At 66.2% G+C, this 26,655-nt stretch carries 31 protein-coding genes and 1 tRNA gene; 16 read left to right on the plus strand and 16 right to left on the minus strand.

The window, feature by feature from the left end; all coding sequences use genetic code 11:
- Genes ACT6SE_RS16315 through ACT6SE_RS16325 form a run of 3 tightly spaced genes read left to right on the plus strand, consistent with a single transcriptional unit; the run spans position 1 to position 4,291 of the window.
- The gene (locus ACT6SE_RS16315; protein WP_444811029.1) at positions 1-2,865 is read left to right on the plus strand and encodes a phage tail tape measure protein; all 2,865 of its coding nucleotides are present in this window, start codon (positions 1-3) and stop codon (positions 2,863-2,865) included.
- An 11-nt stretch (positions 2,866-2,876) separates the two neighbouring features.
- Positions 2,877-3,275: a phage tail protein gene (locus ACT6SE_RS16320; RefSeq protein ID WP_130767817.1), complete on the plus strand. Its 399-nt coding sequence runs from the start codon at positions 2,877-2,879 to the stop codon at positions 3,273-3,275.
- The gene (locus ACT6SE_RS16325) at positions 3,272-4,291 is read left to right on the plus strand and encodes a phage late control D family protein (protein WP_130767816.1); all 1,020 of its coding nucleotides are present in this window, start codon (positions 3,272-3,274) and stop codon (positions 4,289-4,291) included. Before ACT6SE_RS16320 ends, ACT6SE_RS16325 begins: the two co-directional genes overlap by 4 nt.
- 396 nt (positions 4,292-4,687) lie before the next feature.
- Here ACT6SE_RS16325 and ACT6SE_RS16330 read toward each other — a convergent pair whose 3' ends face one another.
- A complete protein-coding gene (locus ACT6SE_RS16330) occupies positions 4,688-5,119 on the minus strand; it encodes a helix-turn-helix domain-containing protein (protein WP_239510497.1) in 432 nt (143 codons plus the stop codon).
- 70 nt (positions 5,120-5,189) lie between these two features.
- Between ACT6SE_RS16330 and ACT6SE_RS16335 the strand changes: the two genes are divergently transcribed.
- The 12 genes from ACT6SE_RS16335 (at position 5,190) to ACT6SE_RS16390 (ending at position 12,621) form a co-directional block, all read left to right on the plus strand.
- Positions 5,190-5,522 (plus strand): DNA-binding protein, encoded by a 333-nt coding sequence (locus ACT6SE_RS16335; protein WP_130767815.1) that lies wholly within the window; start codon positions 5,190-5,192, stop codon positions 5,520-5,522.
- Positions 5,519-5,863 carry an ogr/Delta-like zinc finger family protein gene (locus ACT6SE_RS16340; protein ID WP_069116365.1) on the plus strand — a complete coding sequence of 115 codons (345 nt, stop codon included), beginning with the start codon at positions 5,519-5,521 and terminating at the stop codon, positions 5,861-5,863. The genes ACT6SE_RS16335 and ACT6SE_RS16340 overlap by 4 nt, the downstream gene beginning before the upstream one ends.
- A gap of 71 nt (positions 5,864-5,934) precedes the next feature.
- Positions 5,935-6,138, plus strand: coding sequence for a hypothetical protein (locus ACT6SE_RS16345; protein WP_245003214.1), 204 nt, complete (start codon positions 5,935-5,937; stop codon positions 6,136-6,138).
- 320 nt (positions 6,139-6,458) lie between these two features.
- Entirely contained in the window at positions 6,459-6,701 is a 243-nt protein-coding gene (locus ACT6SE_RS16350; protein WP_130767813.1) for a hypothetical protein, read from the plus strand.
- A complete protein-coding gene (locus ACT6SE_RS16355; RefSeq protein ID WP_130767812.1) occupies positions 6,701-7,009 on the plus strand; it encodes a hypothetical protein in 309 nt (102 codons plus the stop codon). The genes ACT6SE_RS16350 and ACT6SE_RS16355 overlap by 1 nt, the downstream gene beginning before the upstream one ends.
- Positions 7,009-7,269, plus strand: coding sequence for a hypothetical protein (locus tag ACT6SE_RS16360; RefSeq protein WP_444811030.1), 261 nt, complete (start codon positions 7,009-7,011; stop codon positions 7,267-7,269). Before ACT6SE_RS16355 ends, ACT6SE_RS16360 begins: the two co-directional genes overlap by 1 nt.
- 109 nt (positions 7,270-7,378) lie before the next feature.
- Positions 7,379-10,069: a toprim domain-containing protein gene (locus ACT6SE_RS16365; RefSeq protein WP_444811031.1), complete on the plus strand. Its 2,691-nt coding sequence runs from the start codon at positions 7,379-7,381 to the stop codon at positions 10,067-10,069.
- An 84-nt stretch (positions 10,070-10,153) separates the two neighbouring features.
- Complete coding sequence (locus tag ACT6SE_RS16370) at positions 10,154-10,579, plus strand: hypothetical protein (protein WP_130767809.1); 426 nt, start codon at positions 10,154-10,156, stop codon at positions 10,577-10,579.
- The gene (locus ACT6SE_RS16375; RefSeq protein ID WP_130767808.1) at positions 10,572-10,757 is read left to right on the plus strand and encodes a hypothetical protein; all 186 of its coding nucleotides are present in this window, start codon (positions 10,572-10,574) and stop codon (positions 10,755-10,757) included. Before ACT6SE_RS16370 ends, ACT6SE_RS16375 begins: the two co-directional genes overlap by 8 nt.
- Positions 10,750-10,935, plus strand: coding sequence for a hypothetical protein (locus tag ACT6SE_RS16380; protein WP_130767807.1), 186 nt, complete (start codon positions 10,750-10,752; stop codon positions 10,933-10,935). Before ACT6SE_RS16375 ends, ACT6SE_RS16380 begins: the two co-directional genes overlap by 8 nt.
- Before the next feature lie 271 nt (positions 10,936-11,206).
- The gene (locus ACT6SE_RS16385; protein WP_130767805.1) at positions 11,207-11,425 is read left to right on the plus strand and encodes a hypothetical protein; all 219 of its coding nucleotides are present in this window, start codon (positions 11,207-11,209) and stop codon (positions 11,423-11,425) included.
- Positions 11,425-12,621: a site-specific integrase gene (locus tag ACT6SE_RS16390; RefSeq protein WP_130767804.1), complete on the plus strand. Its 1,197-nt coding sequence runs from the start codon at positions 11,425-11,427 to the stop codon at positions 12,619-12,621. The genes ACT6SE_RS16385 and ACT6SE_RS16390 overlap by 1 nt, the downstream gene beginning before the upstream one ends.
- Positions 12,622-12,688: 67 nt before the next feature.
- Here the strand turns inward: ACT6SE_RS16390 and ACT6SE_RS16395 are convergent.
- Positions 12,689-12,764 (minus strand) — tRNA-Lys (locus tag ACT6SE_RS16395).
- A 177-nt stretch (positions 12,765-12,941) separates the two neighbouring features.
- On the opposite strand from ACT6SE_RS16395, the gene ACT6SE_RS16400 reads away from it, so the two are divergent.
- Entirely contained in the window at positions 12,942-13,898 is a 957-nt protein-coding gene (locus ACT6SE_RS16400) for a DUF2268 domain-containing putative Zn-dependent protease (protein ID WP_046432155.1), read from the plus strand.
- 142 nt (positions 13,899-14,040) lie between these two features.
- On the opposite strand, the gene queC is transcribed toward ACT6SE_RS16400, so the two are convergent.
- The 14 genes from queC to ACT6SE_RS16470 all read right to left on the minus strand — a co-directional run bounded on the left by queC (position 14,041) and on the right by ACT6SE_RS16470 (position 26,523).
- Complete coding sequence (gene queC / locus ACT6SE_RS16405) at positions 14,041-14,706, minus strand: 7-cyano-7-deazaguanine synthase QueC (protein ID WP_032958954.1); 666 nt, start codon at positions 14,704-14,706, stop codon at positions 14,041-14,043.
- A 78-nt stretch (positions 14,707-14,784) separates the two neighbouring features.
- Positions 14,785-15,486, minus strand: coding sequence for a 7-carboxy-7-deazaguanine synthase QueE (queE, locus tag ACT6SE_RS16410; RefSeq protein ID WP_046432157.1), 702 nt, complete (start codon positions 15,484-15,486; stop codon positions 14,785-14,787).
- 206 nt (positions 15,487-15,692) lie between these two features.
- Positions 15,693-16,511: a tol-pal system protein YbgF gene (gene ybgF, locus ACT6SE_RS16415; protein WP_014648157.1), complete on the minus strand. Its 819-nt coding sequence runs from the start codon at positions 16,509-16,511 to the stop codon at positions 15,693-15,695.
- A gap of 3 nt (positions 16,512-16,514) precedes the next feature.
- Positions 16,515-17,033: a peptidoglycan-associated lipoprotein Pal gene (gene pal, locus ACT6SE_RS16420; protein ID WP_014648158.1), complete on the minus strand. Its 519-nt coding sequence runs from the start codon at positions 17,031-17,033 to the stop codon at positions 16,515-16,517.
- A 64-nt stretch (positions 17,034-17,097) separates the two neighbouring features.
- The gene (tolB, locus tag ACT6SE_RS16425) at positions 17,098-18,417 is read right to left on the minus strand and encodes a Tol-Pal system beta propeller repeat protein TolB (protein ID WP_014038220.1); all 1,320 of its coding nucleotides are present in this window, start codon (positions 18,415-18,417) and stop codon (positions 17,098-17,100) included.
- Positions 18,418-18,702: 285 nt separating this feature from the next.
- Positions 18,703-19,758: a cell envelope integrity protein TolA gene (gene tolA, locus ACT6SE_RS16430; RefSeq protein WP_046432159.1), complete on the minus strand. Its 1,056-nt coding sequence runs from the start codon at positions 19,756-19,758 to the stop codon at positions 18,703-18,705.
- A complete protein-coding gene (gene tolR, locus ACT6SE_RS16435; RefSeq protein ID WP_006438804.1) occupies positions 19,748-20,176 on the minus strand; it encodes a protein TolR in 429 nt (142 codons plus the stop codon). The genes tolA and tolR overlap by 11 nt, the downstream gene beginning before the upstream one ends.
- Positions 20,177-20,200: 24 nt before the next feature.
- A complete protein-coding gene (gene tolQ / locus ACT6SE_RS16440; protein WP_005410752.1) occupies positions 20,201-20,980 on the minus strand; it encodes a protein TolQ in 780 nt (259 codons plus the stop codon).
- Between the two features lie 10 nt (positions 20,981-20,990).
- On the minus strand, positions 20,991-21,422 hold the full coding sequence (gene ybgC, locus ACT6SE_RS16445; RefSeq protein WP_014648160.1) for a tol-pal system-associated acyl-CoA thioesterase: 432 nt from the start codon (positions 21,420-21,422) through the stop codon (positions 20,991-20,993).
- Positions 21,412-22,452 (minus strand): Holliday junction branch migration DNA helicase RuvB, encoded by a 1,041-nt coding sequence (gene ruvB, locus ACT6SE_RS16450; RefSeq protein ID WP_014648161.1) that lies wholly within the window; start codon positions 22,450-22,452, stop codon positions 21,412-21,414. Before ruvB ends, ybgC begins: the two co-directional genes overlap by 11 nt.
- A gap of 136 nt (positions 22,453-22,588) precedes the next feature.
- Positions 22,589-24,508 carry a potassium transporter Kup gene (locus ACT6SE_RS16455; RefSeq protein ID WP_014648162.1) on the minus strand — a complete coding sequence of 640 codons (1,920 nt, stop codon included), beginning with the start codon at positions 24,506-24,508 and terminating at the stop codon, positions 22,589-22,591.
- A gap of 49 nt (positions 24,509-24,557) precedes the next feature.
- Positions 24,558-25,151, minus strand: coding sequence for a Holliday junction branch migration protein RuvA (gene ruvA, locus ACT6SE_RS16460; RefSeq protein ID WP_014648163.1), 594 nt, complete (start codon positions 25,149-25,151; stop codon positions 24,558-24,560).
- A gap of 13 nt (positions 25,152-25,164) precedes the next feature.
- Positions 25,165-25,686 carry a crossover junction endodeoxyribonuclease RuvC gene (gene ruvC / locus ACT6SE_RS16465; RefSeq protein WP_014648164.1) on the minus strand — a complete coding sequence of 174 codons (522 nt, stop codon included), beginning with the start codon at positions 25,684-25,686 and terminating at the stop codon, positions 25,165-25,167.
- 105 nt (positions 25,687-25,791) lie between these two features.
- Positions 25,792-26,523 carry a YebC/PmpR family DNA-binding transcriptional regulator gene (locus ACT6SE_RS16470; protein WP_014648165.1) on the minus strand — a complete coding sequence of 244 codons (732 nt, stop codon included), beginning with the start codon at positions 26,521-26,523 and terminating at the stop codon, positions 25,792-25,794.
- Positions 26,524-26,655: the final 132 nt, after the last annotated feature.

The following is a 26,655-nucleotide window of genomic DNA, read 5'->3' on the forward strand; positions in this document are numbered from 1 at the left end:
ATGAGCGGCGGCAACCTTCGCCTGCAGGTGGTGCTGCAGGCTCTCGATCAGGCCACCGCTCCCTTCCGCAAAGTCATGGCCGGCAGCAAGGGGCTGGCTTCGGCCCTACAGGCGCAGCAAGCCACCCTCCGGCGCCTGAACAGCGCCCAGCGCGATGTGAGCGCCTACCGCCAGCAGCAGCAGGCGCTGCGCGGTACCGAGCAGAGCTACCAACAGGCGCAGGCGCGCGTGGCGGCGCTTGCCCGCCAGATGAGGGAGGCTGGCACCCCCACCCGCAAGCTGAGCCGCGAGTTCAGCCAGGCCAAGACGGCCGCCGCCCAGCTGAGCGCCCAGCAGAAACAGCAGCAGGTTGAGCTGCAGCGGCTGCGCTCGGGACTGGATCGGGCCGGCATCAGCACGCGCCAGCTCGGTGCGCATGAGCGCAGGCTGCGCACGGATATCGCCGCCGCCTCGCAGCAGATGGAGCAGCAGCGCGCTCGCCTGGCTGCGCTTGACGCAGCAAAGGCCCGTAGCCAGAAGATCCACAGCGCCGGCATGAATGCAGCAGCCCACGGTGCGGGTGTCGCACTGGCCGCGTTCGGCGCGCTGCGCGCCCAGGTCCTGCCCATCGCTCAGGCCATTGACTTCGAGTCGGCTATGGCCGACGTGAAGAAGGTAGTGGACTTCGACACGCCGGACGGCTTCGAGAAGATGGGCAACGATATTCAGGAGCTGTCGCGGCGCCTGCCAATGGTGCCCACCGACATCGCCAAGATCGTCGCCGCCGCCGGCCAGGCCGGCATCGCCAGCAACGAGCTGACCCGTTTCGCCGAGGACGCGGCGAAGATGGGTGTGGCGTTCGATACCACGGCCGAAGACGCCGGCCAGACGATGGCTACTTGGCGCACCGCGTTCCGCATGGGCCAGGATGACGTTGTCGTGCTGGCCGACAAGATCAACTACCTGGGCAACACCGGCCCGGCCAGCGTGCAGAAGATCAGCGAGGTGGTGAACCGTATCGGTGCCCTTGGCGAGGTCGCCGGCCTGGGTAGCGGCCCGCTGGCGGCGCTGGGCGCCACCGTCGCCGGCATGGGCATCGAGTCGGAGGTGTCTGCCACCGGCATCAAGAACATGCTGCTCACCCTGTCCTCGGGCGATGCTGCAACGAAGCGGCAGGTGGAGTCGTTCAAAAAGCTGGGCCTCAGCTCTGGCGATCTGGCCCAAGCCATGCAGAAGGACGCCGGCGGCGCCATTCTGGATGTATTGGAGAAGCTCAAGAAGCTGCCCAAGGCCGAGCAGGCCGCGACCATGACGCAGCTGTTTGGTCGCGAGTCCATCGGCGCGATCGCGCCGCTGCTGACCAACCTCGATTTGCTGAAGGAGAACTTTGGCAAGGTCGCCGATGAGCAGAAGTACGGCGGATCGATGAACGCCGAGTACGCCGCCCGTGTCGGCACGGCCGAGAATGGCCTGATCCTGCTCAAGAACAGCGCCATCGTGCTGTCCCAGCGCATCGGCAAGACCCTGTTGCCCACGGTGAAGGAACTGGCTGCGCGCGTGGCCAAGGTCGCCGACCGCATGGCCGAGTGGGTCAAGAACAACCCGCAGCTGGTGGCCACCATCGCCAAGCTGGCCATCGGCGGCACCGCGCTGGCTGCTGCGCTCGGCGGCTTGGTTGTCGCAGGTGGTGTCGGCGCGATGGCGCTGACGCAGATCCACAAGGCCGTGATGCTGCTCAGCGGCGGCGGTGGCCTGGGCAAGCTGGTGGGCCAGGTGCTTTCGCTCGGCGGGCGCGCGTTCCCGATGCTGTTCAACGTCGGCCGCATGCTGCTGCCACTGCTCGGCGGCATCAGCCTGCCGGTGCTGGCCATCGGCGCCGCCATCGGCGTGGTGGCAGCGCTGGTGTGGAAATACTGGGAGCCGATCAAGGCGTTCATGATCGGCACGTGGCAGGGCATCCTCGACGTGGTCAATCCGATCATGGCCGAGCTGGCCACCGCGCTGGAACCACTCGGCCCGGTGTGGGACATGGTCTCCTCGGCGATGAGCCAGGCGTGGGGCTGGGTGATGAAGCTGTTCGCCCCGTTCGAGGCCACCAGCGAGCAGCTGCAGGGCGCCACCGATGCCGGGCGCGGGTTCGGCCAGATCGTGGGCACCGTGCTGACCGTGAACCTGCGCATGGCGGTGAAGGCCATTGGCTGGCTGGTCAGCGCCTTTACCACCATCCTGCCGGTGGTCCAGAACGCTGTTGGCGGTGCGTGGACGTACCTGCAGGGCGCGTGGAATCTGATCGTGGGCCTGTTCACCGGCAACGGCGACAAGATCCGCTCGGGCCTGAGCGCGATGTGGGCAGGCGTGAATCAGATCCTGCTCGGCTGGCCGGCGCAGATGATGCAGGCCGGCATCGACATGGTGCAGGGCTTGGTCAACGGCATCGTGTCCAAAGGCAGCGCGGCCATGGATGCCGTCGCCGGCGTCGCCTCGGGCGTGGTGGGCAAGTTCAAGGGCATGCTCGGCATCCACAGCCCATCGCGGGTGTTCGCGCAGTTCGGTGACTTCACCATGCAGGGCCTGGCCGGGGGCCTCGACCGCAGCCAGGGCGAGCCGCTGTCGCAGGTGGCTACCCTGGGCGACCGGATGAAGCAGGCAGGCGCAGGAATCGCCCTGGGCGCCGCTGCGCTGCCCGTCATGGCCAGCGCCGGCCCGGTAGTGGCGCCGGGTGCCGCGCAGGCCGCCACGGGCGCCGCAGGCGGCAACAGCTACACGATCCAGATCACAGCGGCACCGGGCAGCGACGGCCAGGCCATCGCCGACCTGGTCCGCCAGACCATTGAAACCATCGAGCGCGAGCGGGCCAGCCGCCGTGGCTCCCGTCTGAGCGATTGAGGCCCACCGCCATGATGATGACCTACGGCACGTTTGTGTTTTCCCTGTCTACAGCGGCCTATGAGCAGCTGCAGCGGCAGATGACGTGGCGCCATGCCAGCAGCGACCGGCTGGGTGCACGCCCGGCTCGCCAGTACGTCGGCCCAGGCGACGACACCATCACCCTGCAGGGCACCATCGCCGCCGAGCTGGTGGACGATCTGCAGGTGCTCGACACACTGCGAGAGCTGGGCGACCAGGGCAAGCCACAGGCGCTGGTAGAGGGCAGTGGGCGCGTATATGGCGCCTATCTGCTGGTCAGCCTGAGCGAGACGCGAAAGGAGTTCTTTCCCGACGGCACGCCGCGCCTGATCGAGTTTCAGATGCAGTTGGAGCGCCAGGACGACGGCGCCACCGAGGCGGTCGCATGAGGGCGGCACCGTACCCGATCCCTGCATGGCGCGTGGTGCTGGACGGGCAGGATTTGACCGACCGTCTCGCGCCGCGACTGCTGGACCTGTCGCTGACGGAGAGCCGGGGCGACGAAGCCGACGAACTGAATCTGCGGTTGCACGACCATGATGGACGCGTGGCGCTACCGCGACGCGGCGTCACGCTGCAGGTGGCCATCGGCTGGCGTGAAAGCGGATTGTTCGACAAGGGCACGTTCGTGGTCGATGACGTGGAGCACAGCGGCGCTCCCGATATCGTCGCCATCCGGGCGCGCTCGGCGGATCTGACCGGAGCTGTCCGCAGCCGCCGCGAGCGCAGCTGGCATGACGCCACCCTGGGCGACATTCTCGGCACAATCGCCGCCGAGCATTCATTGCGCCCGTCCATTGCCACAAACCTTGCGTCCGTCCGCATCCCGCATCTCGACCAGGCCAACGAGAGCGATATCAATCTCCTGACGCGCTTGGGGAAGCGGTTTGATGCGGTGGCCACGGTGAAAGCCGGCGCGCTGATCTTCGCGCCCATCGGCGCCAGCAAGACAGCCAGCGGCCAGCCGCTTCCCGGTGTCCAGATCACTCGCGCATCCGGCGATCAACACCGCTACACCGTGGCTGACCGCGAGAAGTACACAGGCGTGCGCGCGTACTGGGGCGACCGCAAGGCCGCACGCCGCACCGGCGTCCTGGTGGGCACGTCAGAGAACGAGAAAAGGCTGCAGCCCACGTATGCCACTGCGGAGGAAGCGCGCCAGCATGCTGAGGCAGAGTTCAAACGGCTTGATCGCGGCACCGCCCAGCTCAGCTACCGCCTCGCACTCGGGCGCGCCGATATCTACCCAGAGCAAACCGTGACGGTGAGCGGCTTCAAACCGGAAATTGATGGCACCGATTGGCTGGTGTCCAAAGCTACCCACACCGTCGACGGCGGCGGCGGCTTTGTTACCGCGCTGGAGCTTGAGCGCGGCGGCGAATCCAGCGCAGAAGTCTCGGCTTGAAGTAACGCGTGAGCGCGCCTGCGGCGAAGAACATGGCGGCATGCGCGAGCGAAGATCCGCAGTCATCCGCAACCGCTGCCGCCGGGTAAGTGGCCTGCCAGATCGCAAGCGCGATCAATGCTGTCGACAACGGGCGCCCCGTCTCCGTGGGCGCCCGTTCGCGTTCGTCGGCTTGCGCGCTGTGGTGGTGCGCATGGGGACACTGCATATGCACATCGCCGGTAAACACCTGGCCAATCACGGCCCCCTCGAACACGGTGGGCCCGCCGCACACGCACACCACCTCGCCACGCTTCACATCACTGCTGCAACCCATAGTCCCTCACATCGAAAACCGCGCCCCACCGGCGCCCTGTACGGGCGAGTTAGCGGCCTGAATGCGATGTGGGGTGAGCCTCAGCGGGCGGCTTTCTTCGATCCTTTCGGAGCCTTGACAACGATCTTTTGCCCGCGCAGATCAACATCGCCGCTGATCTGCTGGCCGATGCTGGTGTTCTCGAAGGAGGTTCGAGGCGCGCTTGTGGTCGACGCCGGCGCCACGCCGCGCAGCGCGGCCATCACGGCGGCACGTGCCGAAGCCGACGCACTGCGCCACGCATCGAGCAGGTCGGCATCAGCCTCGGCCAGGCGCTCGCGCCTGCCCACCAGCACATAGGTCACATCGACGCCGAGTTCATCAGCGGCGACGAAGTAGGCCCCACCGGGCAGGTGGGCATCTTGCTCGAACAGGATCTGCGTGCGCTTGGCAACACCGCAGGCCAATCCCATGGCCTCCTGGGTCAGACCCAGCCGCTTCCGTTCTTCTTTCAGGCGAATACCTACAGACACGCAAATTCCCCCTTGACAGGTGCAGTTAACTTCACCACCATTTCACCCAGAAATACACAGGGGAAACGGAATGAACGCCAAACGACGGACTACCGCATCCAAGCTGCGCACTGCTGAGCAGGCGCGCCAGTGGCTTGTCGACAACGGCATGTCGGTTGCTGCCTTCGCAGAAGCCAACGGGTTGAGCCGCCATGCCGTGAACAACGCCTTGCGCATCGACAGCAAGTGCCGGATCGGCAAGACCCACGCAGCCGCTGTAGCCCTCGGCATGAAAGCCGCCCCTGATTCTCACACAGAATCGCCCAAATCCGCCCGGATTCGCACCACCAAGCCCGCGCGGGGTATGGCCTCGGCGGCGGCGAAGGCTGTCGCGACCGCAGCCAAGCGCAGGGCCAAGGCATGAGCGCCGTCATGGGCCAGCGCGCCATCTTCACCTGTGACGCATGCGGTACACCGTTGACGAAGCGCACCAGCGCCCTACAGCACCGCCATCTGCGTACCGACGCCTATGTGTGTCAAAACCCGGTATGCGGCGCTACCTACACCGGCCACTCTGAACTGACCAGCATTTCCAGCCCCAGCGGCATGCCGAACGCCCCGGCCTGCGAACTACCGCAGACACCCGGCTACGAGCGCGCCCTGCTGCTGCAACGCTGGAGACAGGACCGGGGCGAAATGCAGCTGGATTGGATCGACACCCCCCACGTCACACCACAGGACGGCGGCGAACAACCCGCCACCTGATCCACCTTTCCCCTTCCACGACCAACTGACCTGGCGCCGTACGGTGCCAGCAAGGGAGTGCTGCGCCCGTGATGCGCCACAAGACACAATTTGATGGATGGTCCTCGGCGATGCAGCCGAGTTTCGTCACCGCACCGGCTGGGATCGAGTACGTGCCATTCGCGCGGAAGCAGCGCGACGCTGCCGAGCTTCGCACCCTGGTCGAGGCCCACATCGCAGCGGGCGGCGCGTATGTCGTGCTGCCTTCGACGGCTGCTGCACAGGTGTCCGCATGAGCCTGTCCGCAGCTTCAACCAATCTGCACATTTCTACACAGATTTACTTGACTTCCCCACGGACGGGGAGCAGGATCTGCCGCACGGAGCCTAAGAACTCCAAGTCAGCGGTATCCGCGCCCGTCAGCATCGCGGTTTTTTTGCGCCTGCTTTTCGTGCGCGCCGACGCTTTCCTGCGTCGGGAGGGCGGCAGCTATACAACACCCGCAAGGGGAAAACTGCCCGCCGGTCTGACTCCGGTTCTTAGCCTCCCGACACCCTCGGTGCGACGCCTAAGAACGTCTCCCCGAGATTTCAATCTCAAGTCAGGAGACGTCACCGTGACCCACGGCGCCCCTTCCACGCCCGGCAACGCTGCCGCGCGTCAGATTTCGCTCGCCTTCGGCCTGATCGCCGACACCCTCGAATGGCCCAACGAAGACTATCAGGCGTTCATCGCCCGGCTGGTCGGTGTGGGCGTGTCCCCGCTCACCATCACCCTGGGCGACGTGCTGATGGCCTATACCGCACAGTGCGATGCCCGCAGGCACGGTCGCGGCGCTGACAGCCAGGGGGCGCACTGATGGCGCCGCCCAACAACGTGACCATCCCCGCCCCCTGCCTGCGCCCTGTCATCCTGCTGGAGACGCAGATTCCCGGCTTCGGCCTGCGTGCCTCGTTCGACCAGCACAAGATCCTGTTTCTGGCCCTGATACACATCGAGTCGGACACCGCAGCGACCTTCACCGCGCATCACTCTCGGAATGTGCTCAGGACCGCTACCGGGGGTATCCAGATCGGAACCGTCGTCTACCTGCTCGCCAAGGGCGAGACCGAGCGCTTTTTCCAGTGGCTGCGCACGGGCGAAGCCTACCCAGGCGGGGTGAACTGATGGCCGGCCGCAACGGGCACGTCCCACCTGCGCGCAATCCTGGGCCACCCGCAAGCGTAGATCGCGGTGCGCAGGTCATCGGCAGCGCCGACTACCTGCGACTGTGCCGCATCGCCGACGCAGCCGCGTTGCTGGCCAAGCTGCCGAGCGAGGCGGCAAAGATGCTGGAGATCGAGGCCGATCACACCTCCGCCGTCGCGCAGTACATGGCCGAAGACCTCGCCGCGATCATCGGCCGGTCCCGCCCCGCCGTTGAGTAATGCACCACTCCGCCCTCGGTAGCGCGCCAACGCCATCGGGGACGGTCAGGAGAGAACCATGCAACACCACCGCACCGCCGCTCACGCGGCGAACGAAGGCTGAGCCGTCATGCAAGAGGAAATCCGCCAACAGGTACTGTCGCGCATCCAGCGCGACTATGGCCTCAAGCACCGCAGCGGCACCGAGTACATGCGCGGGGGCAAGTGCCCCCACTGCGGCAAGAAGGAGCTTTACACCAGCTACCTCAAGCCGTGGGTGCTGCGCTGTGGCCGACAGGCCAAGTGCGGGCAAGAGGTGCGCGTGCGCGACCTCTACGATGACCTGTTCGACGACTACTCCAAGAGCAACCCGCAGACGCCACAGGCGCCGCATGCTGCCGCTGACGCCTACCTGGCCACCGGCCGCGGCTTCAACGTAAAGCCCCTGCGCGGCCTGTATACGCAGGAAAGCTACTACGACCGCACGAAGCGCGAGGGTACCGCCACGGTGCGGTTCCCGCTGGTCAAGGGCGGATGGTGGGAGCGGTTGATCGACCGCCCTCACCGCTTCGGCAAGCAGAAGGCCCGCTTTGCGCCGGGTGAGAGCTACGCGGGCGTGTGGTGGGGTGCTGCCGCACAGGATCAGCTGCGCACCGCCCGCGAGGTCTGGATCGTGGAGGGCATCTTCGACGCCATCGCGCTCCTGCAGCGCGGCATCTGCGCCGTTGCCGCCATGTCGAGCAACGCCTATCCCGAACTGTCCCTCAAGGAACTGAAGGCCGCACGTCCCAACGATCTGCCGGTGCTGGTGTGGGGTCTGGACAACGAGCCGGCCGCACGCGCCTACACCATCAAGCACGCTCGCCGGGCCGAGAAGCTGGGCTATCGCTGCATGGCCGCGCAGATCGAGCAGGTGGGCGAGAAGAAGACCGACTGGAACGATCTGCACCTGCGTGCGCAGGCGGCGGAGGACGGCGACGCACAGTGGCAGGCCGACCTCGACCAGGCGCGCCACAATGGCGCGGTGCTGATGGCCCGAACGGCCGTCGACAAGGGGTTGGTGATCTACCAGCGCGAGCAGAAGACCGAGTTCCACATCGAGTTCGCCTCGCGCCTGTTCTGGTTCGAGTTCGACGCGGTGCGCTTCGACAAGATGATGCGGGAGAAGAACCCCGACGACGAAGAAGGCACGCTCAGCGATGAGGCGGTGGCCAAGATCCAGCGCGCCTGCGCGTCGGTGCAGCAGATCGCCAACTGTTACCCCGAGGCGCTCTACTTCCAGCGCCACGAAGCGACCGACGAAAGCTGGTACTACTTCCGCGTTGACTTCCCGCACGACGCGCCATCGGTAAAGGGCACCTTCACCGGCGCCCAGGTGGCCAGTGCCACCGAGTTCAAGAAGCGCATCATCAGCCTTGCCCAGGGTGCTGTGTTCAGCGGTAGCGGCCAGCAGCTGGACCGGATGATGGAAGACCAGCTGTTCAACATCAAAAAGGTCGACACGGTCGACTTCGTCGGGTACAGCCCCGAGCATAAGGCATACATCTTCCCTGACCTGGCCGTGCGCGCCGGCGAGGTGACCCTCGCCAACGCCGAGGACTACTTCGAGTTCAACAAGCTGCGCATCAAGACCACGCAGCGGTCGATCCGCATGGACATCCAGCGCGATCACGAAAACTACTCCACCGACTGGCTTGCCTGGCTCTGGACGTGCTTTGGCACGCACGGGATCGTGGCCCTCACGTTCTGGTTCGGCTCGCTGTACGCCAATCAGATCCGCAGCAGTCACAAGTCGTTCCCGTTCTTGGAAGCCACGGGCGAGGCCGGCGCCGGCAAGACCACGCTGCTCAACTTCCTATGGAAGCTGCTCGCCCGCGCCGACCATGAAGGCTTTGACCCCGCCAAGTCCACGAAGGCCGGCCGCGCCCGCGCCATGGGGCAGATTTCCGGCATGCCCATTGTGCTGCTGGAAGCAGACCGCAGCGACAACGGGGACAAGGCGCACGCCAAATCGTTCGAGTGGGACGAACTGAAGGACTACTACGGCGGCGGCACCCTGGCCACGCGCGGTGTGCGCAACGGCGGCAACGAAACCTACGAGCCGCCGTTCCAGGGAACCATCGTCATCAGCCAGAACGCGCCTGTTGATGGTAGCGAAGCCATTCTCACGCGCATCGTGAAGCTGCATTTCAAGAAACCGACTGCGACGACCGAGAGCCGGCAGGCTGCGGACAATCTCAATGCGCTACCGGTTGAGAAGCTGAGCTACTTCCTGCTGGCAGCGCTCAAGGCGGAAACCGCCGTGATGGAGAAGTTCGCCGAGCGCGTTCGGTTCTACGAAGCCAGGTTGCGCGAGGAGAAAGAGCTGCGCGTCGAGCGCATCATCAAGAACCACGCGCAGATGCTTGCCCTGCTCGATGCGCTACGGCTGGTGGTCAACCTGCCGGAACACATGGTGCGCGAGACCCGAGACGCCCTGGTCAAGATGGCCACCGAACGTCAGGACGCCATAGGCGCCGATCACCGCATCGTCTCCGAGTTCTGGGATGCGTACGAGTACATCGAGATGCAGGCCAGTGGCGACAGGCGAACCGTGCTGAACCACTCGCGCGACGACACCCGCATCGCCATAAACCTCAACGAGTTCATTCAGAAGGCGGGCTACTACGGCCAGCAGGTGCCTGACATTGGCGACCTGCGCCGACTGCTGGTTGAGTCCAAGCGTCACAAGTTCGTGAGCGCCAACACCGCCGTCAACAGCGCGATTCGTTCCACCCCGATGCTCAGCAGCACCGTGAAGTGCTGGGTGTTCCAGAAGTAGACCCGCAGCAACAGCAAAGGCCCGGCGGGGAGTGCGCCAACACCGCCCCCAAGGCCATCCACCAACGAAGTTCAGGAGAGAACCATGCAACAGATGACAGGCCAAGCCATGACCACCCTCGCAAAGTCGCTGGATTCCAGCACCGGACCCGGAGCGGAGGCTATCACGGGTGTGCATAACTGTGTGAATGCTGTGGCAGACGGTGATTCCGACGCCAGCGCTACGGTCACCCTCCATATCACCCACAACCGCGTCATCGCCACGGCGATGCTGAACATGGGACCGGCCAAGATCGCGCAGTGCGTGTTCGAGCGCCGCAGGGGCAGCAGGAAGGGCTGGGAACTGGTGAAGGGAAACGACTTCAACGACGAGACCAGGTGGATTTCGCCCGAGCTTGCCGACCTGGCCAACCGCATTCCGTTCCCCTACGAAGTGGCCAATATGCTGCCCGGCAAGCGGGCAACCGCCGCTGCCGTGGCGCAGGCTGCGCAGGAGGTGGCCAATGGCTGATTTCGTTGCACTGCTGGCCATGTGCGTGCTGCTGCCGGGCGCTGGCGCCGCCATGCTCAAGATGTGGCAGACCCGCCCACCCCGCCGCCGGCACAGCGGCCTGGCCGTGGGCCAGATCCCGCAGGCGCTGCGCCGCCGTACTCCCATGGCTGTGCGCCGGGAGGTGGCCCATGGTTGATATCGACGCCGCCCGCCGATTCCTCGCCGCTGAGTTCGAGAGCGCTGGCCTTCCTCACGTCGCCGCCGACATCTTGGCCGGTACCAGCCCCTTCGCCCAGGGTGCGTACATCGTCGCCGTGGCGTCCGCGCTGGCCGCACCCTGTGTGGTTTGTGACGGCGCGCGGGAGGCCGCATGACACAGCGGCAGAAGACGCCACTGCGCCCCCTCCCCGCTTGCCCGGATAACCACCCGGCGCGGTACATCCACGATCTACGTCGCGAGGGCGCGGGCGGCGGCCATCTCATCGAATGCCGTTGCAGTACCACGGCGAAGCACCCAACGTTCGACCTGGCGTGGGCGCACTGGCACAAGCAACACGGCCTGCAGCCGACCGCCGCGGCAGTGGAGGAACCCTTGCCGAACAACGTGTTACAGATGAAATTGTTCGCCGCAGGCAGAGGTTGAGCATGGCGCAGATCCTCCACTTCACAGACTTGCAGCGGATCTGCGCTCCCGGCGGCCCACCCCCAAGGGCCGTCACCGTCCGCCGCTGGGCAGACAGGGAAGGCATCCGCTACAAATACGACCGCCGAGGCGGAATCTGGACCACCCTCGACGCGGTGAACGCCGCGCTGGGATTGATCGATCCGCAGCCCGAAGACGTAAGGGAAGAGGACAACATCTGATGACACGCGGCAGAAAAAGGAAGTTCAACCCGGCCATACCTGGGCACATCGAGCAGGACGCATTGCCGAAGGGGATCTACTGGCACGACGACCGCTGGTTCGTCTACGAAGATCACGCGGAGGGTGGCCGGCGCATAAAGCGTACGGTCGCCCACGCCAGCGCCCGTCTGTCCGATCTGCACGCCATCGTGGAAGAGATGCGCACAGGCGTAGGACGCGGCACGCTACGCTTTCTCTTCGACCGCTACCACGAATCGAGCGATTTCAAACGACTCGCCGCCGGCACCCGCAGGAACTACCTGGGCTACGCCGAGGTGTTGGCGAACTACGTTAGAAAGGATGGGACCCTGCTGGGATCTATCCAGGTCGAACGCATCACAACGCCTGTCGTGCAACGGCTGGTGGAGACATTTGCTGCAGGCCGCCCAGCGAATCGCACCCAGCCCGCCTTACCCGCGTACCCCAGCAAGGCCAATCATTTGCACCGTTACCTACGGCTCACCCTTTCGTGGGGTGTACGAATGGGCTACTGCAAGACCAACCCTGCCAAAGGCGTACGCCAGGCAAAAGAACGCGGCGACGCACGCATGCCGTCGCAGGAAGCGTTTCGCGCAGTGCTGGCGTTCGCGCGCGAACGGGGCGCGCTTCCCGCCAATGCCAAGGGCAGCTTTCCCGACTACCTGGCCCCGGTGATGATCCTGGCCTACAGCGTCCGCCTACGCGGCATCGAGGTCTGCACACTGACTGACGCGCACCGCCAGGTCGAGGGGGTACATAGCAATCGCCGCAAAGGGTCGCGTGACAACGTAACGGAATGGGATGAGGCGATGATCGAGGCGTGGGATCAGCTGCTGGCGCGGCGCCACCGCATCTGGAACCGGAAGGGCCGCGTGCGCCCTGTTCCGCTGCGCGCTAGCGACAGGTTCTTGCTGGTGGAGCGAGGTGGCGATCCCATCACCAAGTCTGCCCTCGACAGTGCCTGGCAACGCTTCATTACCGAGGCGATTCGCGTCGGGGTGATCTCCAAGAGCGAGCGCTTCGCACTGCACGGGCTTAAACACCGGGGCATCACGGACGGGGACAACAAGGCTGCAGGCGGCCACGTTACCGAAACGATGCGGCAGCGCTACGACCATGAACTGCCGGTCGTTCAACCGCCCGGCAGGAGGAACGCACTTGAGCGTGGAACCACTTAATTTTTCCGGCAATTTTTCCGGAGATACGAAAAAGGCGCCGCAAGGGCGCCTAAGTCGTTGATGCAATTGGTGGGCCGTGAAGGATTCGAACCTTCGACCAAAAGATTAAAAGTCTTCTGCTCTACCGACTGAGCTAACGGCCCGATGCATCGCCCGGCCTTTCGGCGGGGTCCGCATTCTACCCTACTTTGCCGGGTCGCGCGAAGTACAGGGGTGTTGCGTGTCCCGGTCAGCGGCCGGCACTACCCAGTCGGGTCAGCCCGCTTAAACCTTCCGGGCCTTCCACGCATCCCATCCATGTTCACCACCCGGAGCCACGGATGCGCCTCACCTGCTGTCTGATCGCCATCCTGCTGTTGCCCTGCACAGCAGTGGCCTCGACGTCCCAGGTCGTCACTGACGACATCGCCCGCTTCTGGGCCACCTATGACGCGGTGCGCGCCGAACCTGATGCCGAACGCCGCGTGGTGCTGGTCCAGCAACGCTACATCGATCCCGGCAGCCCCGGACTGCATGCACTGATGCAGGTCCGCAACTACACGGCCCGCGAATACGCCGAGGCCATGCAGTCATGGCCACGCTTCTGGACTTCGGTACGGCCGTTGACTGCGAACGCGCAGCAGGCCAGCGCCACGCTGGACCGGGACCTGGACGCGTTCCGCGCGCTCTACCCTGCACTGCGTCCGGCCACCATCACCTACGCGATGGGCGTGCTGCGTACCGGCGGCACCACGTTGGGCGACAAGGTGTTGATCGGGGCGGAGATGGCGCTGGGCGATGAGCGCGTGGACGTCAGCGAGCTGCCCGCGCCGATGCGCGGCCGCCTGCGGATCTTCTACGACAGCCGCCCCGGTGCGAACAACGCGCAGAACAACCTGCACGAGTACGTGCATACCCAGCAGCGCGAGACCACCGGCAGCCTGGCCCAGTACGCAGTGCGCGAGGGCGTGGCCGAATACGTGGCAGAGCGCATCAGCGGTCGCCGTCCGGCACTGCCGCTGTACGCCTATGGGCCCGCGCACGAGGCACAAATCCGCACGCGCTTCCTTGCCGAGATGCACGGTGACAGCCTGGACAACTGGCTGTACAACAGCGCGCGCAATCCGTTCGGGGTGAGTGATCTGGGCTACTACGCCGGATACCGCATCGCGCAGGAGTACATGCGCCAACAGACCGACGAGGGGGCCGCCATCGCGCGGATGATCGAACTGGACTACGCCGATCCGGACGCGGTGCGCGGCTTCATCGAGGCATCGGGATGGTTGCAGGCCCGGTAGGTCAAGGAGTGCGAACCAACGGTTCGCACCCACCGAGAGGGGGGCGGGCGCACCCACCGAGAGGGGGGGGCTTGCACCCACCAAGAAGGGGCGGTTCGCACCTGCAGTGAAGCCGGCCAGCGGCCGGCTCTACCAGACGCGGTCAGGCGTACAGCGTGGGGTCGGGCACGCCGGCCTCGGCAAAGCCCTGCGCGCGCAGGCGGCAGGCATCGCAATGACCGCAGGCGGCGCCGTGAGCGTCGGCGTTGTAGCAGGACACGGTCAGGCCGAAGTCCACGCCCAGGCGCACGCCTTCGCTGACGATCTGGCCCTTGCTGAGGAACTGCAGCGGTGCGTGCACCTTGATGCCCGCACCTTCCACGCCCGACTTGGTGGCCAGGTTGGCCAGCGCCTGGAACGCCGCCACGAACTCGGGGCGGCAGTCCGGGTAGCCGGAGTAATCCACGGCGTTGACGCCGCAGAAGATGTCGTTGGCGCCAAGCACTTCGGCCCAGCCCAGGGCCAGCGACAGCATGATGGTGTTGCGCGCCGGTACATAGGTGACCGGAATGCCGGCACCGCCGGCCTCCGGCACGTCGATGTCGTCGGTCAGTGCCGAGCCGCCGATGCTGCGCAGGTCCACGTCCACGGTCTTGTGCGCGACCACGCCCTGGGCCTTGGCCACGCGGGCGGCAGCGTCCAGTTCGGAGGTATGGCGCTGGCCATAGCGCACGCTCAGGGCATGCACGGCGAAGCCCTGTTCCTGGGCCATGGCGATGACGGCGGCTGAATCCATGCCGCCGGAGAGAAGCACGACTGCCTTCTTCATGGGAAAAACATCCGGTTGGGAGGGGAAAGCCAGCACGCTGTCCCGCGCCGGAGTTACATCAGGGAACGCTGCGCCTGCTCATCGGCCCGGCTCGTCGTTCCACAGGATTTTATGCAACTGCATCTGGAAGCGCACCGGCAGCCGGTCTTCGACAATCCAGTCGGCCAGCTGCCGCGCGGTGATCTCGCCCTTGCTGGGCGAGAAGAACACGGTGCAGCGCTGCACCAGGCCGTGCTCGGCGACCATCGCCTTGGCCCAGTCGTAGTCCTCGCGGTTGCAGATGACGAACTTGATCTGGTCGCGGGCGGTCAGCAGCGGCAGGTTTTCCAGGCGGTTGCGGGCCGCTTCGGCCGAACCCGGCGTCTTGATGTCGACGACGCGCGACACCCGCGGGTCCACCGCGCTGACGTCCAGCGCACCGGAGGTTTCCAGCGAGACGTCCATGCCGGCATCGCACAGCTTTTCCAACAGCACCAGGCAGCGCTTCTGCGCCAACGGCTCGCCACCGGTCACGCACACGTGGCGCACGCCCTGGGCCAGCACCTCGGCCACGATGTCGTCGATATCCCACCAGGTGCCGCCGTGGAAGGCATAGGCGGTGTCGCAGTACTGGCAACGCAGCGGGCAGCCGGTCAGGCGCACGAACACGGTTGGCCAGCCGGCGGTATCGGCTTCGCCCTGCAGCGAGGTGAAGATCTCGGTGATCTTCAGGCGTGGCAGGGGTGACTGCACGATCTCACTGGGCGTGGCGGCGGCGCTGGACGGAGTAACGGCGGTCATGGCGGGTACTTCTTGGTGGGACACGTGGCGGGTGGGCTACCGTGGCCGGTAACGAACGCAGCCGATCATGGCTCGGCTCTACGAAAACAACCGGGCAGACAGGGCCCGGCGCTGCCGGATCCGGGCGGGTTTGCCGAACCGGAAACGAAAGCAGCCGAGCGTGGGCTCGGCTCTACAGGGCACCTATTGTACGCCGGGTCAGCGGATCAGCGGATCTGCTTGCCGAGGCGGATGGACTGCAGACGGTCCTGCGCGGTGCGCGCGGCGTCCGAGCCGGGGTACTGCGCCACGACGGCCTCCAGCGTCTGCTGGGCTTGGTCGACCTTGCCCTCGCCATACTGCGAGAGGCCGACCTTGAGCAGGCCGCCGGCGGCCTTGTCGTGGGTCGGATAGCGCGAGAGCAGTTCGCGGAACTGGGTCTCGGCCATCGGGAAGTTGCGGGTGGCGTAGTAGCTCTCGCCCAGCCAGTACAGCGCGTTCGGCGCGTAGACGCCGTTCGGGTACAGCTGCAGGAAGCTCAGGAACAACTGCGCCGAATCATCGTACTTGCCGGCCTTCAGCGAATCGAAGGCGACGTTGTAGGAGGTGCGCTCGTCGCCGGTGGCGGCAAGACTGCCGGCATCACCGTGGACGGAAGGCGGCCGCTCGGAAGTGGCCGCCGCTGCGGGTTTTGCCGGGGCCGGTGCGGCCTTCGGCGCGCTCGCCGGAACGGGCGGCAGGGCCGGGGCGGCATTGCCCCCTTCCAACCGGTTCAGGCGGCTGTCCAGATCCAGGTACTGGTCCTGGGCGGACTGCTTGAGCTGGGCGTTGTCGTGCTGCAACTGCTCGATCGAGGCCTGCAGGCTGGTGACCTGCTGCCGCAGCTGATTGATCTGGTTCAACAGGTCCTGGTTGGCGCTGTTGTTGTACATCTGCTGCTCGAGCGCGCCGACACGGTCGGCCAGGCTCTGTCGCTGTGCATGCGCCGGTGCGGCAGCCACGAGGGCTGCCGCAACGACCAGCATCAGTTTGATGCCAGTGCGCATGGATTACTGCGCGGTGTAGACGATTTCGACGCGACGGTTCTGCGACCAGCAGGACTCGTTCGACTCGGTGCAGACCGGACGCTCTTCACCGTAGGACACGACGGTCAGCTGCGAAGCCGAGCCACCGTTGGCCTGCAGGGCCGAGTTGACGCCGTTGCCACGACGCTCACCCAGGGCCTGGTTGTACGCGCGCGAACCGCGTTCGTCGGTGTGGCCCTGCAGGGTGATGCGCGAGGACGGACGGTCACGCAGGTACTTGGCGTGGCAAGCCATGATGGCCTGGAATTCCGGCTTCACGTCTTCCTTGTCCAGGTCGAAGTAGACAACGCGCTGGCGCAGGCAAGCGTCGGTGTCCAGGTCGCCCGGGCCGTACAGGCCGGAGGTCGACGGACCGGTCGGGGTGGTGGTGGAGGTGCCGGTGTCGACCGGGGTTGCCGGCTCTTCCTTCACCTTCTTCGAGCAACCGGCCAGGACGGCCACAGACAGCAGGGAAACAAGCAGAACGCGGGTGGACTTGTTCATGGCGATACCTTTGTGGCTCCTAGGCCGATGAGGGGTTCAAGACAGCGAAAATATTAACACTCTTTTAGCGCTGGGTACGGTATGGGGACCATGCCGGTTCGCGCACATCTCCGTCAGCCAGAACCAACCGCTGGCGCACGCGCGCATCGGCGGAAACGGCGTACAGCACACCACGGCCACCCTCGCGGGCGGCGTACAACACCATGCTTGCGTTGGGCGCAAAGCTCGGAGATTCATCCAGCGAACCCGGGGACAGCGTGCTCCAGCGGGGCGAACCCAGCGAGCTGTCCATCATCGCGATCTTGTAGCTGTTGCCCGAGCCCTGCGCAACGGCGATCTTCTTGCCGTCGTAGGACACCGAGGGCTTGGCATTGTAGTTGCCCTGGAAGGTCACGCGCTCGGCACTGCCGCCACCGGCGCCGACCTTGTAGACCTGCGGGCGGCCGCCGCGGTCGGAGGTGAAGTACACCGCGCTGCCATCCGGCGCCCAGGTCGGCTCGGTGTCGATGGCGAAGTGGTTGGTCAGCTGGGTCAGCTGCTTGCTGCCCAGGTCCATCACGTAGATTTCCGGGTTGCCCGAACGCGACAGGGTCAGGGCCAGCTTGCGGCCATCGGGTGAGAACGCCGGGGCGCTGTTGATGCCGCGGAAGCTGGTGACCAGTTCGCGCGCACCGGTGCCGATGTTCTGGATGTAGATCGCCGAATTGCCACGCTCGAAGCTGACGTAGGCCAGCTTGCTGCCATCCGGGCTCCACGACGGCGACAGCAGCGGCTCGGCCGAACGCACGATGGTCTGCGGGTTGTAGCCGTCGGAGTCGGCCACCATCAGCGCATAGCGCATGGCATCGCCCTTGCCGCTGGCGGTCACGTAGGCGATGCGGGTCCAGAAGGCGCCGCGCACGCCGGTGATCTTCTCGTAGATGGCGTCGGCCATCTGGTGGGCGACGTCGCGCATGGCGTTGCCACGGGCGGTCATCGCCAGGCCCAGCAGGCGCTCGCCCTTCGGCACGTCGAACAGTTCGTACTCGACGCGGTAGGCACCGGCACCGGCATCGAGCACGCGGCCGACCACGATGTAGTTCTGCTTCAGCGCGCGCCAGGTGGCGAACTGGATGTCACCGCCACGCACGGGCTTCTCGACGATCTGCGCTTCCGGCAGCGTGCGGAACTGGCCCGAACGCTCCAGGTCGGCGCGGACCACGCCGGCGACGTCGGTCTGCGGAGCGGCCGACGAACCCTGGTAGGGCATCGGCACGATGGTGATCGGCAGGGCGGAGGCATTGCCGCCGATGATGTCGATATCCAGCCCCTTCTGCTGCGCGACGGCAGCAAAGGGCAGCAACAGGGCCGCAAACACGGCAAGCCAGCGAGGCATCTTTTTCATGGAGCGCTCAATAGGGGGAAACCGGAACGAGGGATAACAAAGCGGGAGTGAACCGCTTCGCAATCATGAACCAAGGGTACGTGAATTCCGGGTCAGTTCCAGCCCGTCCTCTCACGCACCGTTAACGTCGTGGCTAACATCGCACCTGCCTGCCCCGGTCACGCCGCCCCTCGGGGCGGTGTTCGACAGCAGCCTGCAGCCTGCCCGGCCGAAACCGAGCACGCCAGAGGCAAGCGCGACATCCGTGGGCAGGAGTGGCCCGAGGCCACCCCTGCCCTGCCCGCCTCAGCGATCCTGGGCGGTAAAGGTGAAGTTGAGCGTACGCGCGAACACCGACTCGAAGCCGCGGTACGGCAACGGCTGCGCATTGAGCACCGCGGCCTCGATCGAACGCTTGCCGGCCTCGTCATAGGGGCAGTTCGGGCTGACCTTGGCCTGCATCACCGTGCCGCCCGGAATCTGGGTGATGGTGATCTGGCAACGCTGGCCCAGCGGCACCGTATCCGGGCGCACCCACTGCGACAGCACCTTGGCCTGGATCGCTGCGGCGTACTTGGCTGAAAGATCGTCGCTGTTGCCACCACCACCGGCCGCCGGCTGGGAAGCGCCGCTGGAGCCGGCAGCGGCACTGCCTGCGGCATTGCGCGCGGCGGCGACCTCGCGCAGCTTCCGCTCGGCCAGCTTGGCTTCCTTCTCGGCCTGCTCGCGGCGGGCACGGATCTCGGCGATCTTCTTCTGCTTCTCGGCCTCGGCCTTGTCAGCCGCGACGCGCTCCTGCTCGGCCAGCTTCTTCTTCTCGTCCGCTTCCTGCTGCTTGGCCAGGCGCAGCTTCTGCTCCGCTTCTTCCTGGCGCTTGCGTTCGGTCAGGTCGATCTGCTCCTGGCGGCGCTTGGCTTCCTGTTCCTGCTTGGCCTTCTCCTGCGAGATGGCCAGTGCGCTCACCGCTTCCTGGTCCTTGGTGTCCGGCTGCGCAACACGCTCCTGCGCCTGTTGCTGCTGGGGCGTGGGCGCGTCCTGCGGGCGCGGCTCGGGAATCGGCTGCGGTGGCGGAATGGTGTCTTCCGGCACCGGGATCGGCTCGGCGACCGGCGGCGGCAGGTCCTCCAGCTTCTCCGACTGGCGCAGCGCCTGGCGTGCGGCGGACGCCTCGGAGGCGGACAGCGCCAGGCTGGCCTCGACCGAGGGGTCGCCAGCGGCGGCATCGGTGTTGCGCTGGGGCGACCACAGCCAGGCCACGATGAAGACCAGCGCGACCAGCAGGTGCACCAGCAACGCCAGCGCCAGGGGCAGACCCCAGCCGGGTTCGCGCTGATGCGGGGGTGGCAGGGCGTCAGCGTGCATCGGTGGCCAGGCCTACCTTGTCTACCTTGGCGCGCTTGATCACGTCCATCGCGGCAATGACCTTCTCATAGGCCACGGCGCGGTCGGCGGCGACGATCACGCGCACGCCCTTGTCCTGGGCGGCGATGCCGGCCAGGCGGCCTTCCAGTTCCTCGGCCGACACGGCGGCCGGCTCCTTGGCGTCGGGCAGCTTCAGGCTGAGCTGGCCGTCCTGGCGCACCGAGACGATCACCGGGTCCTGCTTGCTCTCCAGCGCCTTGGCGTTGGACTGCGGCAGGTCGACGTCGAAGCTCAGGGTGAGCAGCGGTGCGGTGACCATGAAGATGATCAGCAGCACCAGCATGACGTCGATGTAGGGAACGACGTTGATTTCCGATTTCAGCTTGCGGCGCTTGCGGCGACCGATGGCAGCGGACATGGCTTGGACTCCCGGGTCAGGCGCTTACTCGTCGCCAGCGCTCTGGCGCTGCAGGATGGAGCTGAACTCTTCGGCGAAGGTCTCGAACCGCACCGACATGCGCTCCACGCGGGTGGTGAAGCGGTTGTAGGCCCACACCGCCGGGATCGCCACGAACAGGCCGATGGCGGTGGCGAACAGTGCCTCGGAGATGCCCGGCGCGACGGCGGCGATACCGGCCTGGGCACCGCTGCTGATCATGTCGTGCATGGTCACCATGATGCCGAACACGGTACCGACCAGGCCCACGTACGGGGCAGTCGAGCCGATGTTGGCCAGCAGCTCCAGGTTGCGCTCGAGCTGGTCCACTTCGCGGGTATAGGTGGTGCGCATCGCGCGCTGCGCGCCTTCAAGCTGCGCACGGCCATCCAGCCGGCGCTTGTCGCGCAGGCGGGTGTACTCGCGGAAACCGGCTTCGAAGATGGCTTCCAGGCCGGTCACGCTGCGGCTGCGGTCGGTGGCTGCGCTGTACAGCTTGCCCAGGTCGGCGCCGGACCAGAAACGGTTCTCGAACTCGTCGGCTTCGCGGGTGGCCTGCTTGAACACGCGGGCCTTGCGGAAAATGATCACCCAGCTGACGAACGAGCCGACCAGCAGCAGCAGCACGATGATCTTCACCGGCAGGCTGGCCTTGGCCATCAGTTCGAGGTAGTTGATGCCGCCGCCGGTGGTGGCCTGGGCAAGGGTCTGTGTCGCGGCGTTGCTGACGTCGGCCGGCAGTGCCTCGGTGACCGTGGCCTGCAGGGCCAGGAGCGTTGCGATCATCCGTTGTTCCTCAATGTTCGGATTCGGGGTGGAGGTGGGGTTGCAGCACGGCAAGGACGGCATCGTCCATGCCACGCGGGCGGAAACTGGCCGCTTCCAGTGCGGCGATGCGGACCTGCGCGGACAGCAGCAGCTCGCCGTCGCGCAGGATCTGCTGGTCGAAGACCATGCTGGCCTTCTTCAGCTGGACCAGGCGGGCAGTCACCTGCAGGGTGTCATCCAGCCGTGCCGGCCTGATGAAATCCATCTGCATCGAGCGCACCGCGAAGACCATCCCGTGCTCGGCGCGCATGCGCTCCTGGCCGTAGCCGAGCGCACGCATCCATTCGGTCCGGGCCCGTTCCATGAAGGCCACGTAGCGGGCGTGGTAGACCACGCCACCTGCGTCGGTATCTTCCCAGTAAATGCGTGTCGGCCAACTGAATCGGGGCTCAACCGACATCGGGAACCTCCGCGAACAGGTCCTGCGGCGGGTTCTTCGGCTTCAGGCCCATGTGCCGGTAAGCCTTGTGGGTGGCCATGCGGCCGCGCGCGGTACGCACCAGGAAGCCCTGCTGGATCAGGTACGGCTCGACCACGTCTTCCAGCGTGCCGCGCTCTTCGGACAGCGCCGCGGCCAGCGATTCGATGCCGACCGGGCCGCCGTCGAAGTAGTCGACCAGGGTCTTGAGCAGGCGCCGGTCGAGCTCGTCGAAGCCCTCCGGATCGACCTTGAGCATCTTCATCGCCGCCTGCGCCACGGCCTCGTCGATGTGGCCGCCGGCCTTCACCTGCGCGTAGTCGCGCACGCGGCGCAGCAGGCGATTGGCGATACGCGGGGTGCCGCGCGCGCGGCGCGCGATCTCGCCGGCGCCATCGGCGGTGCAGTCGATGCCGAGGATGGTGGCCGAACGGCGCACGATCCGGGTCAGCTCTTCGACGCTGTAGAACTCCAGGCGCTGGACGATGCCGAAGCGGTCGCGCAGCGGCGCGGTCAGCAGGCCGGCGCGGGTGGTGGCGCCGATCAGGGTGAACGGCGGCAGGTCGATCTTGATCGAGCGGGCCGCCGGGCCCTCGCCGATCATGATGTCGATCTGGAAGTCTTCCATCGCCGGGTACAGCACTTCCTCGACCACCGGCGACAGGCGGTGGATCTCGTCCACGAACAGCACGTCGTGCGGCTGCAGGTTGGTCAGCAGTGCAGCGAGGTCGCCGGCCTTCTCGATCACCGGGCCGGAGGTCACCCGCAGGGCCACGCCCAGCTCGTTGGCGATGACGTGGCTGAGCGTGGTCTTGCCCAGGCCGGGCGGCCCGAAGATCAGCACATGGTCGAGCGCGTCGCCACGGGCCTTGGCCGCTTCGATGTAGATCTCCAGCTGCTCGCGCACCGGGGCCTGGCCGAGGTAGTCGGCCAAGCGCCTGGGGCGGATGCTGGCGTCGGCGGCGTCATCCTCGCGGGTGGCGCCGGCGCCGATGATGCGGTCGTCGGTCATGTGCTGATTATGCGGCAAAAGCGTATGGGGTCGGATCCGTTTCCCAGAGGAAAACGGCTCTGACCCCGAACCGGAACACCGGGAACATGGGGTCAGAGCCCTTTTCCTGCGGAAAAGGGATCCGACCCCGCGCGCGTCAGATCTCGACCTGGGCCCCGAGTTCGACCAGGCGGTTGCCCGGAATCCGGAAGAAGCCGGTGGCCGGGGCGGCGTTGCGATGCATCAGCGCGAACAGCTTGTCACGCCAGATCGGCATGCCGCGGTTGGCGGTGGCGACGATGGTCTCGCGGCTGGCGAAGAAGGTAGTGTCCATCGGATCAAAATAGATGCCACCGTGGTCGCACGAGCGCATCAGCGCCAGCGGCACGTCCGGGGTCTCCATGAAGCCGAAGCGCACGTAGACGCGGTAGAACTCGTCACCCACCGATTCGATCTTCAGCCGCTGCCCTTCCATCGCATACGGGATCGGCAGGGTTTCCACGTGCAGGAACACGTTGCGCTCGTGCAGCACCTTGTTGTGCTTGAGGTTGTGCATCAGCGCATGCGGCGCCACGGTCGGGTCGGCGGTGAGGAACACCGCGGTGCCCGGCACGCGCACCGGCGGGGCCAGCATCAGGCCCGGCAGGAAGGTATCCAGGCGGATGCCGTCCTTGCGGATCTCGTCGCGCAGCAGCTCGCGGCCACGGCGCCAGGTGCGCATCATGGTGAACAGGAAGATGCCCAGCACCACCGGGAACCAGGCGCCCTGCAGCAGCTTGGCGCCGTTGGCGATGACGAAGCCGAGGTCGATGATGAAGAACACCACGCACAGCGGCAGCAGCCAGCCACGCGACTTCGGCCACAACGTCCGCGCCACCACGGCCAGCAGCAGGGTGTCGATCAGCATCGTGGCCGACACCGAAATGCCGTACGCCACGGCCAGGTTGGACGAACTGCGGAACGCCAGCACCAGCCCGAACACCATCACCGCAATGCCCCAGTTGATGCCCGGGATGTAGATCTGGCCGATGGTGTCGTGCGAGGTGTGCTTGATGCGCATGCGCGGGATGTAGCCCAGCTGCATGGCCTGGCGCGAGACCGAGAATGCGCCGGTGATGACCGACTGCGAGGCGATCACCGCCGCCATGGTGGCCAGGATGATCATCGGGTACAGCGCCCACGACGGCACTGCCTCGAAGAACGGATTCTTCAGGGCCTCGGGGTGGTTGAGCACCAGTGCGCCCTGCCCCAGGTAGTTCAGCACCAGGCACGGCAGCACGAAGAAGTACCAGGCGTGGCGGATCGGGCGCAGCCCGAAGTGGCCCATGTCCGCATACAGCGCTTCGCCGCCGGTCACCGCCAGCACCACTGCACCGAGAATGAAGATGCCGTGCCAGCCGTGCTCCATGAAGAAGCGGATGCCCCACCAGGGGTTGAAGGCCTTCAGCACCTCGGGCGCATCGACGATGTTGTAGATGCCGATTGCCGCCAGCGACACGAACCAGATTGCCATGATCGGGCCGAACGCCTTGCCGATCTTCTCGGTACCGAAGCGTTGCGCGGCGAACACCGCCAGCAGCACCACCAGGGTGACCGGCACGATGAAGACATGAAGTCCGGGCGCGGCCACCTCCAGGCCTTCGACCGCACTGAGCACGGACATGGCCGGGGTGATCACGCCGTCGCCGAAGAACAGCGAGGCGCCGAAGATGCCGAGGATGCCCACCACATAAGCCGAGCGCGAGCCGTTGCGCAGCGTGCGTTGGGTCAACGCCATCAGCGCCATGATGCCGCCTTCGCCATCGTTGTCGGCGCGCATGATGATGGTGACGTACTTCAGGGTCACCACCAGGTTCAGCGCCCAGAACGCCAGCGACAGCACGCCCAGCACGGTGTCGTGGTCGCTGTTGAGCCCGTAGTGTGGCGAGAACGCTTCCTTCAGGGTGTACAGCGGGCTGGTACCGATATCGCCGAACACCACGCCGATCGCACCGATGACCAGCGCCAGTCCTCCAGCGGAGGGGGCGTGGCCATGGCCGCCGGGGGCGGCTGCGTGCGGGGTTTGACTGCTGGACATGGGACTCCTGGCGAAGCTCAGGCGGTAGGTTGGGGGAAAGGGACGCGGTTCAGCGCAGCGCGGACTGCAGCGCCTTGCGGATCACGGTGGCCACTTCGTCGCCTTCATTGAAGGCATCGCGGGCCATGCGGGCCGCTTCGGCCGGCTTGTAGCCCAGCTGCTGCAGGGCCACGGTGGCATCGGACAGCGGATCGGCCGGGGCCGGACCACTGCCGGTGGGCAGCGCGCCGCCGGCACCGAACTGGGCCGCGCGGTCACGCAGTTCCAGCACCATGCGTTCGGCGGTCTTCTTGCCGATACCCGGGATGCGGGTCAGCGCGGTGATGTCGCCGGCCTGGACCATGCGCGCGAATTCTTCGACGCTGACACCGGACAGCACGGCCAGCGCGATCTTCGCGCCGATGCCGCTGACCTTCTGCACGTCGCGGAACAGGCGCCGCTCGCCCTCGCGCAGGAAGCCGTACAGCGAGACGCTGTCTTCCTTCTGCGAGTAATGGGTGTACAGGGTGACCTCGCGGCCGAGCTCGGGTAGGTCGTAGAAGGTGCTCATCGGCGCCTCCAGTTCGTAGCCCACTCCGTTCACGTCCACCACCAGCCACGGCGGCGCCTTGTAGGCGACGATGCCGCGCAGTCGACCGATCATTGCGTGCAGCTCCTCATTTGCGGCCCCACGCCTGGCGGGCACTGAGCCCCAGGCGGTTGGCCGTCGCCCGTACGTGGGCATGGGTGATCGCCACCGCCAACGCGTCGGCCGCGTCGGCCTGCAGCTTGGTTTTCAGGTTGAGCATGAGCCCGACCATGTGTTGAACCTGTTGCTTTTCGGCGCCACCGCGCCCGACCACCGCGAGCTTGATCTCGCTGGCGGCGTATTCGTGCACCGGCAAGTCGCGCAGCACCACGGCCGAGATCGCCGCGCCGCGGGCCTGGCCCAGCTTCAGCGCCGAATCGGGATTGCGCGCCATGAACACCTTTTCGATGGCCACTTCATTGGGCTGGTACTCGCGGCACAGATCGGCCAGGCCCAGCACCAGCAGTTTCATGCGCTGCGGGAAGTCGTCGGCGCCCAGCAGCACCAGCGGCTGGTGGTGCACGTAACTGACGCGGCCGGCGGCGTCGACATCGATGATGCCGACCCCGGTCCGCTGCGAACCGGGGTCGATGCCGAGGATGCGGGTCATGCCGCGCTCCTGGCGGGGCGGAACGGGGGGCGCTGGCAGGCGTATGGGCTCATGACTGTCCGCGGTGACCGTTCAACGGCCCGCGCCCAGGCCGTCGAGGACGGCTCAGGCGTAGGCGTCGGCGCCGAGTTCGGCGTTGGAATACACGTCCTGCACGTCGTCCAGGTCTTCGAGCATGTCCAGCAGCTTCTTGACCTGCAGGGCGACCTCGCCTTCGACCTTGATGTCGTTGTCGGCGCGGAAGGTGATCTCGGCGTGGTCGGCGACATGCCCGGCGGCGACCATTGCGTCCTTGACTGCGTTGAACGCGTCAGGGCTGGTGACCACGTCGATCGAGCCGTCATCGGGGTAGACCACGATGTCGTCGGCGCCGGCCTCGATGGCTGCTTCGGTGATGGCTTCCTCGTCGGCACCCGGGGCGAAGCTGAGCACGCCCAGGCGCTTGAACATGAAGGCCACCGAGCCTTCGGTGCCCATGTTGCCGCCGCACTTGCTGAACGCATGGCGGACGTCGGCCACGGTGCGCACGCGGTTGTCGGTCAGGCAGTCGACGATCACGGCCACGCCACCCGGGGCATAGCCCTCGTAGCGGATTTCCTCGTAATCGACGCCTTCCAGTTCACCGGTGGCCTTCTTGATGGCGCGCTCGATCACGTCCTTGGACATGTTCACGGCCAGGCCCTTGTCCACCGCCACGCGCAGGCGCGGGTTGTTGTTGGGGTCGCCTCCACCGCCGCGCGCGGCAACGCCGATCTCGCGGATGATCTTGGTGAAAATCTTGCCGCGCTTCGCGTCGGACGCGTTCTTGCGGGCTTCGATGGAGGGGCCTCTACCCATGGGTGCTACCGTCTGGCTGCTTCAGGATCAAGGCGCGGATTCTACCTGATCGGGCGCTGCAACCGTGTCTAGGCCCGTATTGTTGTAGCGCCGGGCCAATGCTCGGCTCAATGGGCCCGACGGAATGCAGCC

The organism is Stenotrophomonas sp. LC732 (assembly GCF_052446685.1).
GTDB classification, from domain to species: domain Bacteria; phylum Pseudomonadota; class Gammaproteobacteria; order Xanthomonadales; family Xanthomonadaceae; genus Stenotrophomonas; species Stenotrophomonas muris.

What these genes read in the sequence shown, in the direction of transcription:
- ACT6SE_RS16315 (WP_444811029.1), top strand. Translation starts at nt 1, where the DNA reads ATGAGCGGCGGCAACCTTCGCCTGCAGGTGGTGCTGCAGGCTCTCGAT.
- ACT6SE_RS16320 (WP_130767817.1), top strand. Translation starts at nt 2,877, where the DNA reads ATGATGATGACCTACGGCACGTTTGTGTTTTCCCTGTCTACAGCGGCC.
- ACT6SE_RS16325 (WP_130767816.1), top strand. Translation starts at nt 3,272, where the DNA reads ATGAGGGCGGCACCGTACCCGATCCCTGCATGGCGCGTGGTGCTGGAC.
- ACT6SE_RS16335 (WP_130767815.1), top strand. Translation starts at nt 5,190, where the DNA reads ATGAACGCCAAACGACGGACTACCGCATCCAAGCTGCGCACTGCTGAG.
- ACT6SE_RS16340 (WP_069116365.1), top strand. Translation starts at nt 5,519, where the DNA reads ATGAGCGCCGTCATGGGCCAGCGCGCCATCTTCACCTGTGACGCATGC.
- ACT6SE_RS16345 (WP_245003214.1), top strand. Translation starts at nt 5,935, where the DNA reads ATGCGCCACAAGACACAATTTGATGGATGGTCCTCGGCGATGCAGCCG.
- ACT6SE_RS16355 (WP_130767812.1), top strand. Translation starts at nt 6,701, where the DNA reads ATGGCGCCGCCCAACAACGTGACCATCCCCGCCCCCTGCCTGCGCCCT.
- ACT6SE_RS16360 (WP_444811030.1), top strand. Translation starts at nt 7,009, where the DNA reads ATGGCCGGCCGCAACGGGCACGTCCCACCTGCGCGCAATCCTGGGCCA.
- ACT6SE_RS16365 (WP_444811031.1), top strand. Translation starts at nt 7,379, where the DNA reads ATGCAAGAGGAAATCCGCCAACAGGTACTGTCGCGCATCCAGCGCGAC.
- ACT6SE_RS16370 (WP_130767809.1), top strand. Translation starts at nt 10,154, where the DNA reads ATGCAACAGATGACAGGCCAAGCCATGACCACCCTCGCAAAGTCGCTG.
- ACT6SE_RS16375 (WP_130767808.1), top strand. Translation starts at nt 10,572, where the DNA reads ATGGCTGATTTCGTTGCACTGCTGGCCATGTGCGTGCTGCTGCCGGGC.
- ACT6SE_RS16380 (WP_130767807.1), top strand. Translation starts at nt 10,750, where the DNA reads ATGGTTGATATCGACGCCGCCCGCCGATTCCTCGCCGCTGAGTTCGAG.
- ACT6SE_RS16385 (WP_130767805.1), top strand. Translation starts at nt 11,207, where the DNA reads ATGGCGCAGATCCTCCACTTCACAGACTTGCAGCGGATCTGCGCTCCC.
- ACT6SE_RS16390 (WP_130767804.1), top strand. Translation starts at nt 11,425, where the DNA reads ATGACACGCGGCAGAAAAAGGAAGTTCAACCCGGCCATACCTGGGCAC.
- ACT6SE_RS16400 (WP_046432155.1), top strand. Translation starts at nt 12,942, where the DNA reads ATGCGCCTCACCTGCTGTCTGATCGCCATCCTGCTGTTGCCCTGCACA.
- queC (WP_032958954.1), bottom strand. Translation starts at nt 14,706, where the DNA reads ATGAAGAAGGCAGTCGTGCTTCTCTCCGGCGGCATGGATTCAGCCGCC.
- queE (WP_046432157.1), bottom strand. Translation starts at nt 15,486, where the DNA reads ATGACCGCCGTTACTCCGTCCAGCGCCGCCGCCACGCCCAGTGAGATC.
- ybgF (WP_014648157.1), bottom strand. Translation starts at nt 16,511, where the DNA reads ATGCGCACTGGCATCAAACTGATGCTGGTCGTTGCGGCAGCCCTCGTG.
- pal (WP_014648158.1), bottom strand. Translation starts at nt 17,033, where the DNA reads ATGAACAAGTCCACCCGCGTTCTGCTTGTTTCCCTGCTGTCTGTGGCC.
- tolB (WP_014038220.1), bottom strand. Translation starts at nt 18,417, where the DNA reads ATGAAAAAGATGCCTCGCTGGCTTGCCGTGTTTGCGGCCCTGTTGCTG.
- tolA (WP_046432159.1), bottom strand. Translation starts at nt 19,758, where the DNA reads ATGCACGCTGACGCCCTGCCACCCCCGCATCAGCGCGAACCCGGCTGG.
- tolR (WP_006438804.1), bottom strand. Translation starts at nt 20,176, where the DNA reads ATGTCCGCTGCCATCGGTCGCCGCAAGCGCCGCAAGCTGAAATCGGAA.
- tolQ (WP_005410752.1), bottom strand. Translation starts at nt 20,980, where the DNA reads ATGATCGCAACGCTCCTGGCCCTGCAGGCCACGGTCACCGAGGCACTG.
- ybgC (WP_014648160.1), bottom strand. Translation starts at nt 21,422, where the DNA reads ATGTCGGTTGAGCCCCGATTCAGTTGGCCGACACGCATTTACTGGGAA.
- ruvB (WP_014648161.1), bottom strand. Translation starts at nt 22,452, where the DNA reads ATGACCGACGACCGCATCATCGGCGCCGGCGCCACCCGCGAGGATGAC.
- ACT6SE_RS16455 (WP_014648162.1), bottom strand. Translation starts at nt 24,508, where the DNA reads ATGTCCAGCAGTCAAACCCCGCACGCAGCCGCCCCCGGCGGCCATGGC.
- ruvA (WP_014648163.1), bottom strand. Translation starts at nt 25,151, where the DNA reads ATGATCGGTCGACTGCGCGGCATCGTCGCCTACAAGGCGCCGCCGTGG.
- ruvC (WP_014648164.1), bottom strand. Translation starts at nt 25,686, where the DNA reads ATGACCCGCATCCTCGGCATCGACCCCGGTTCGCAGCGGACCGGGGTC.
- ACT6SE_RS16470 (WP_014648165.1), bottom strand. Translation starts at nt 26,523, where the DNA reads ATGGGTAGAGGCCCCTCCATCGAAGCCCGCAAGAACGCGTCCGACGCG.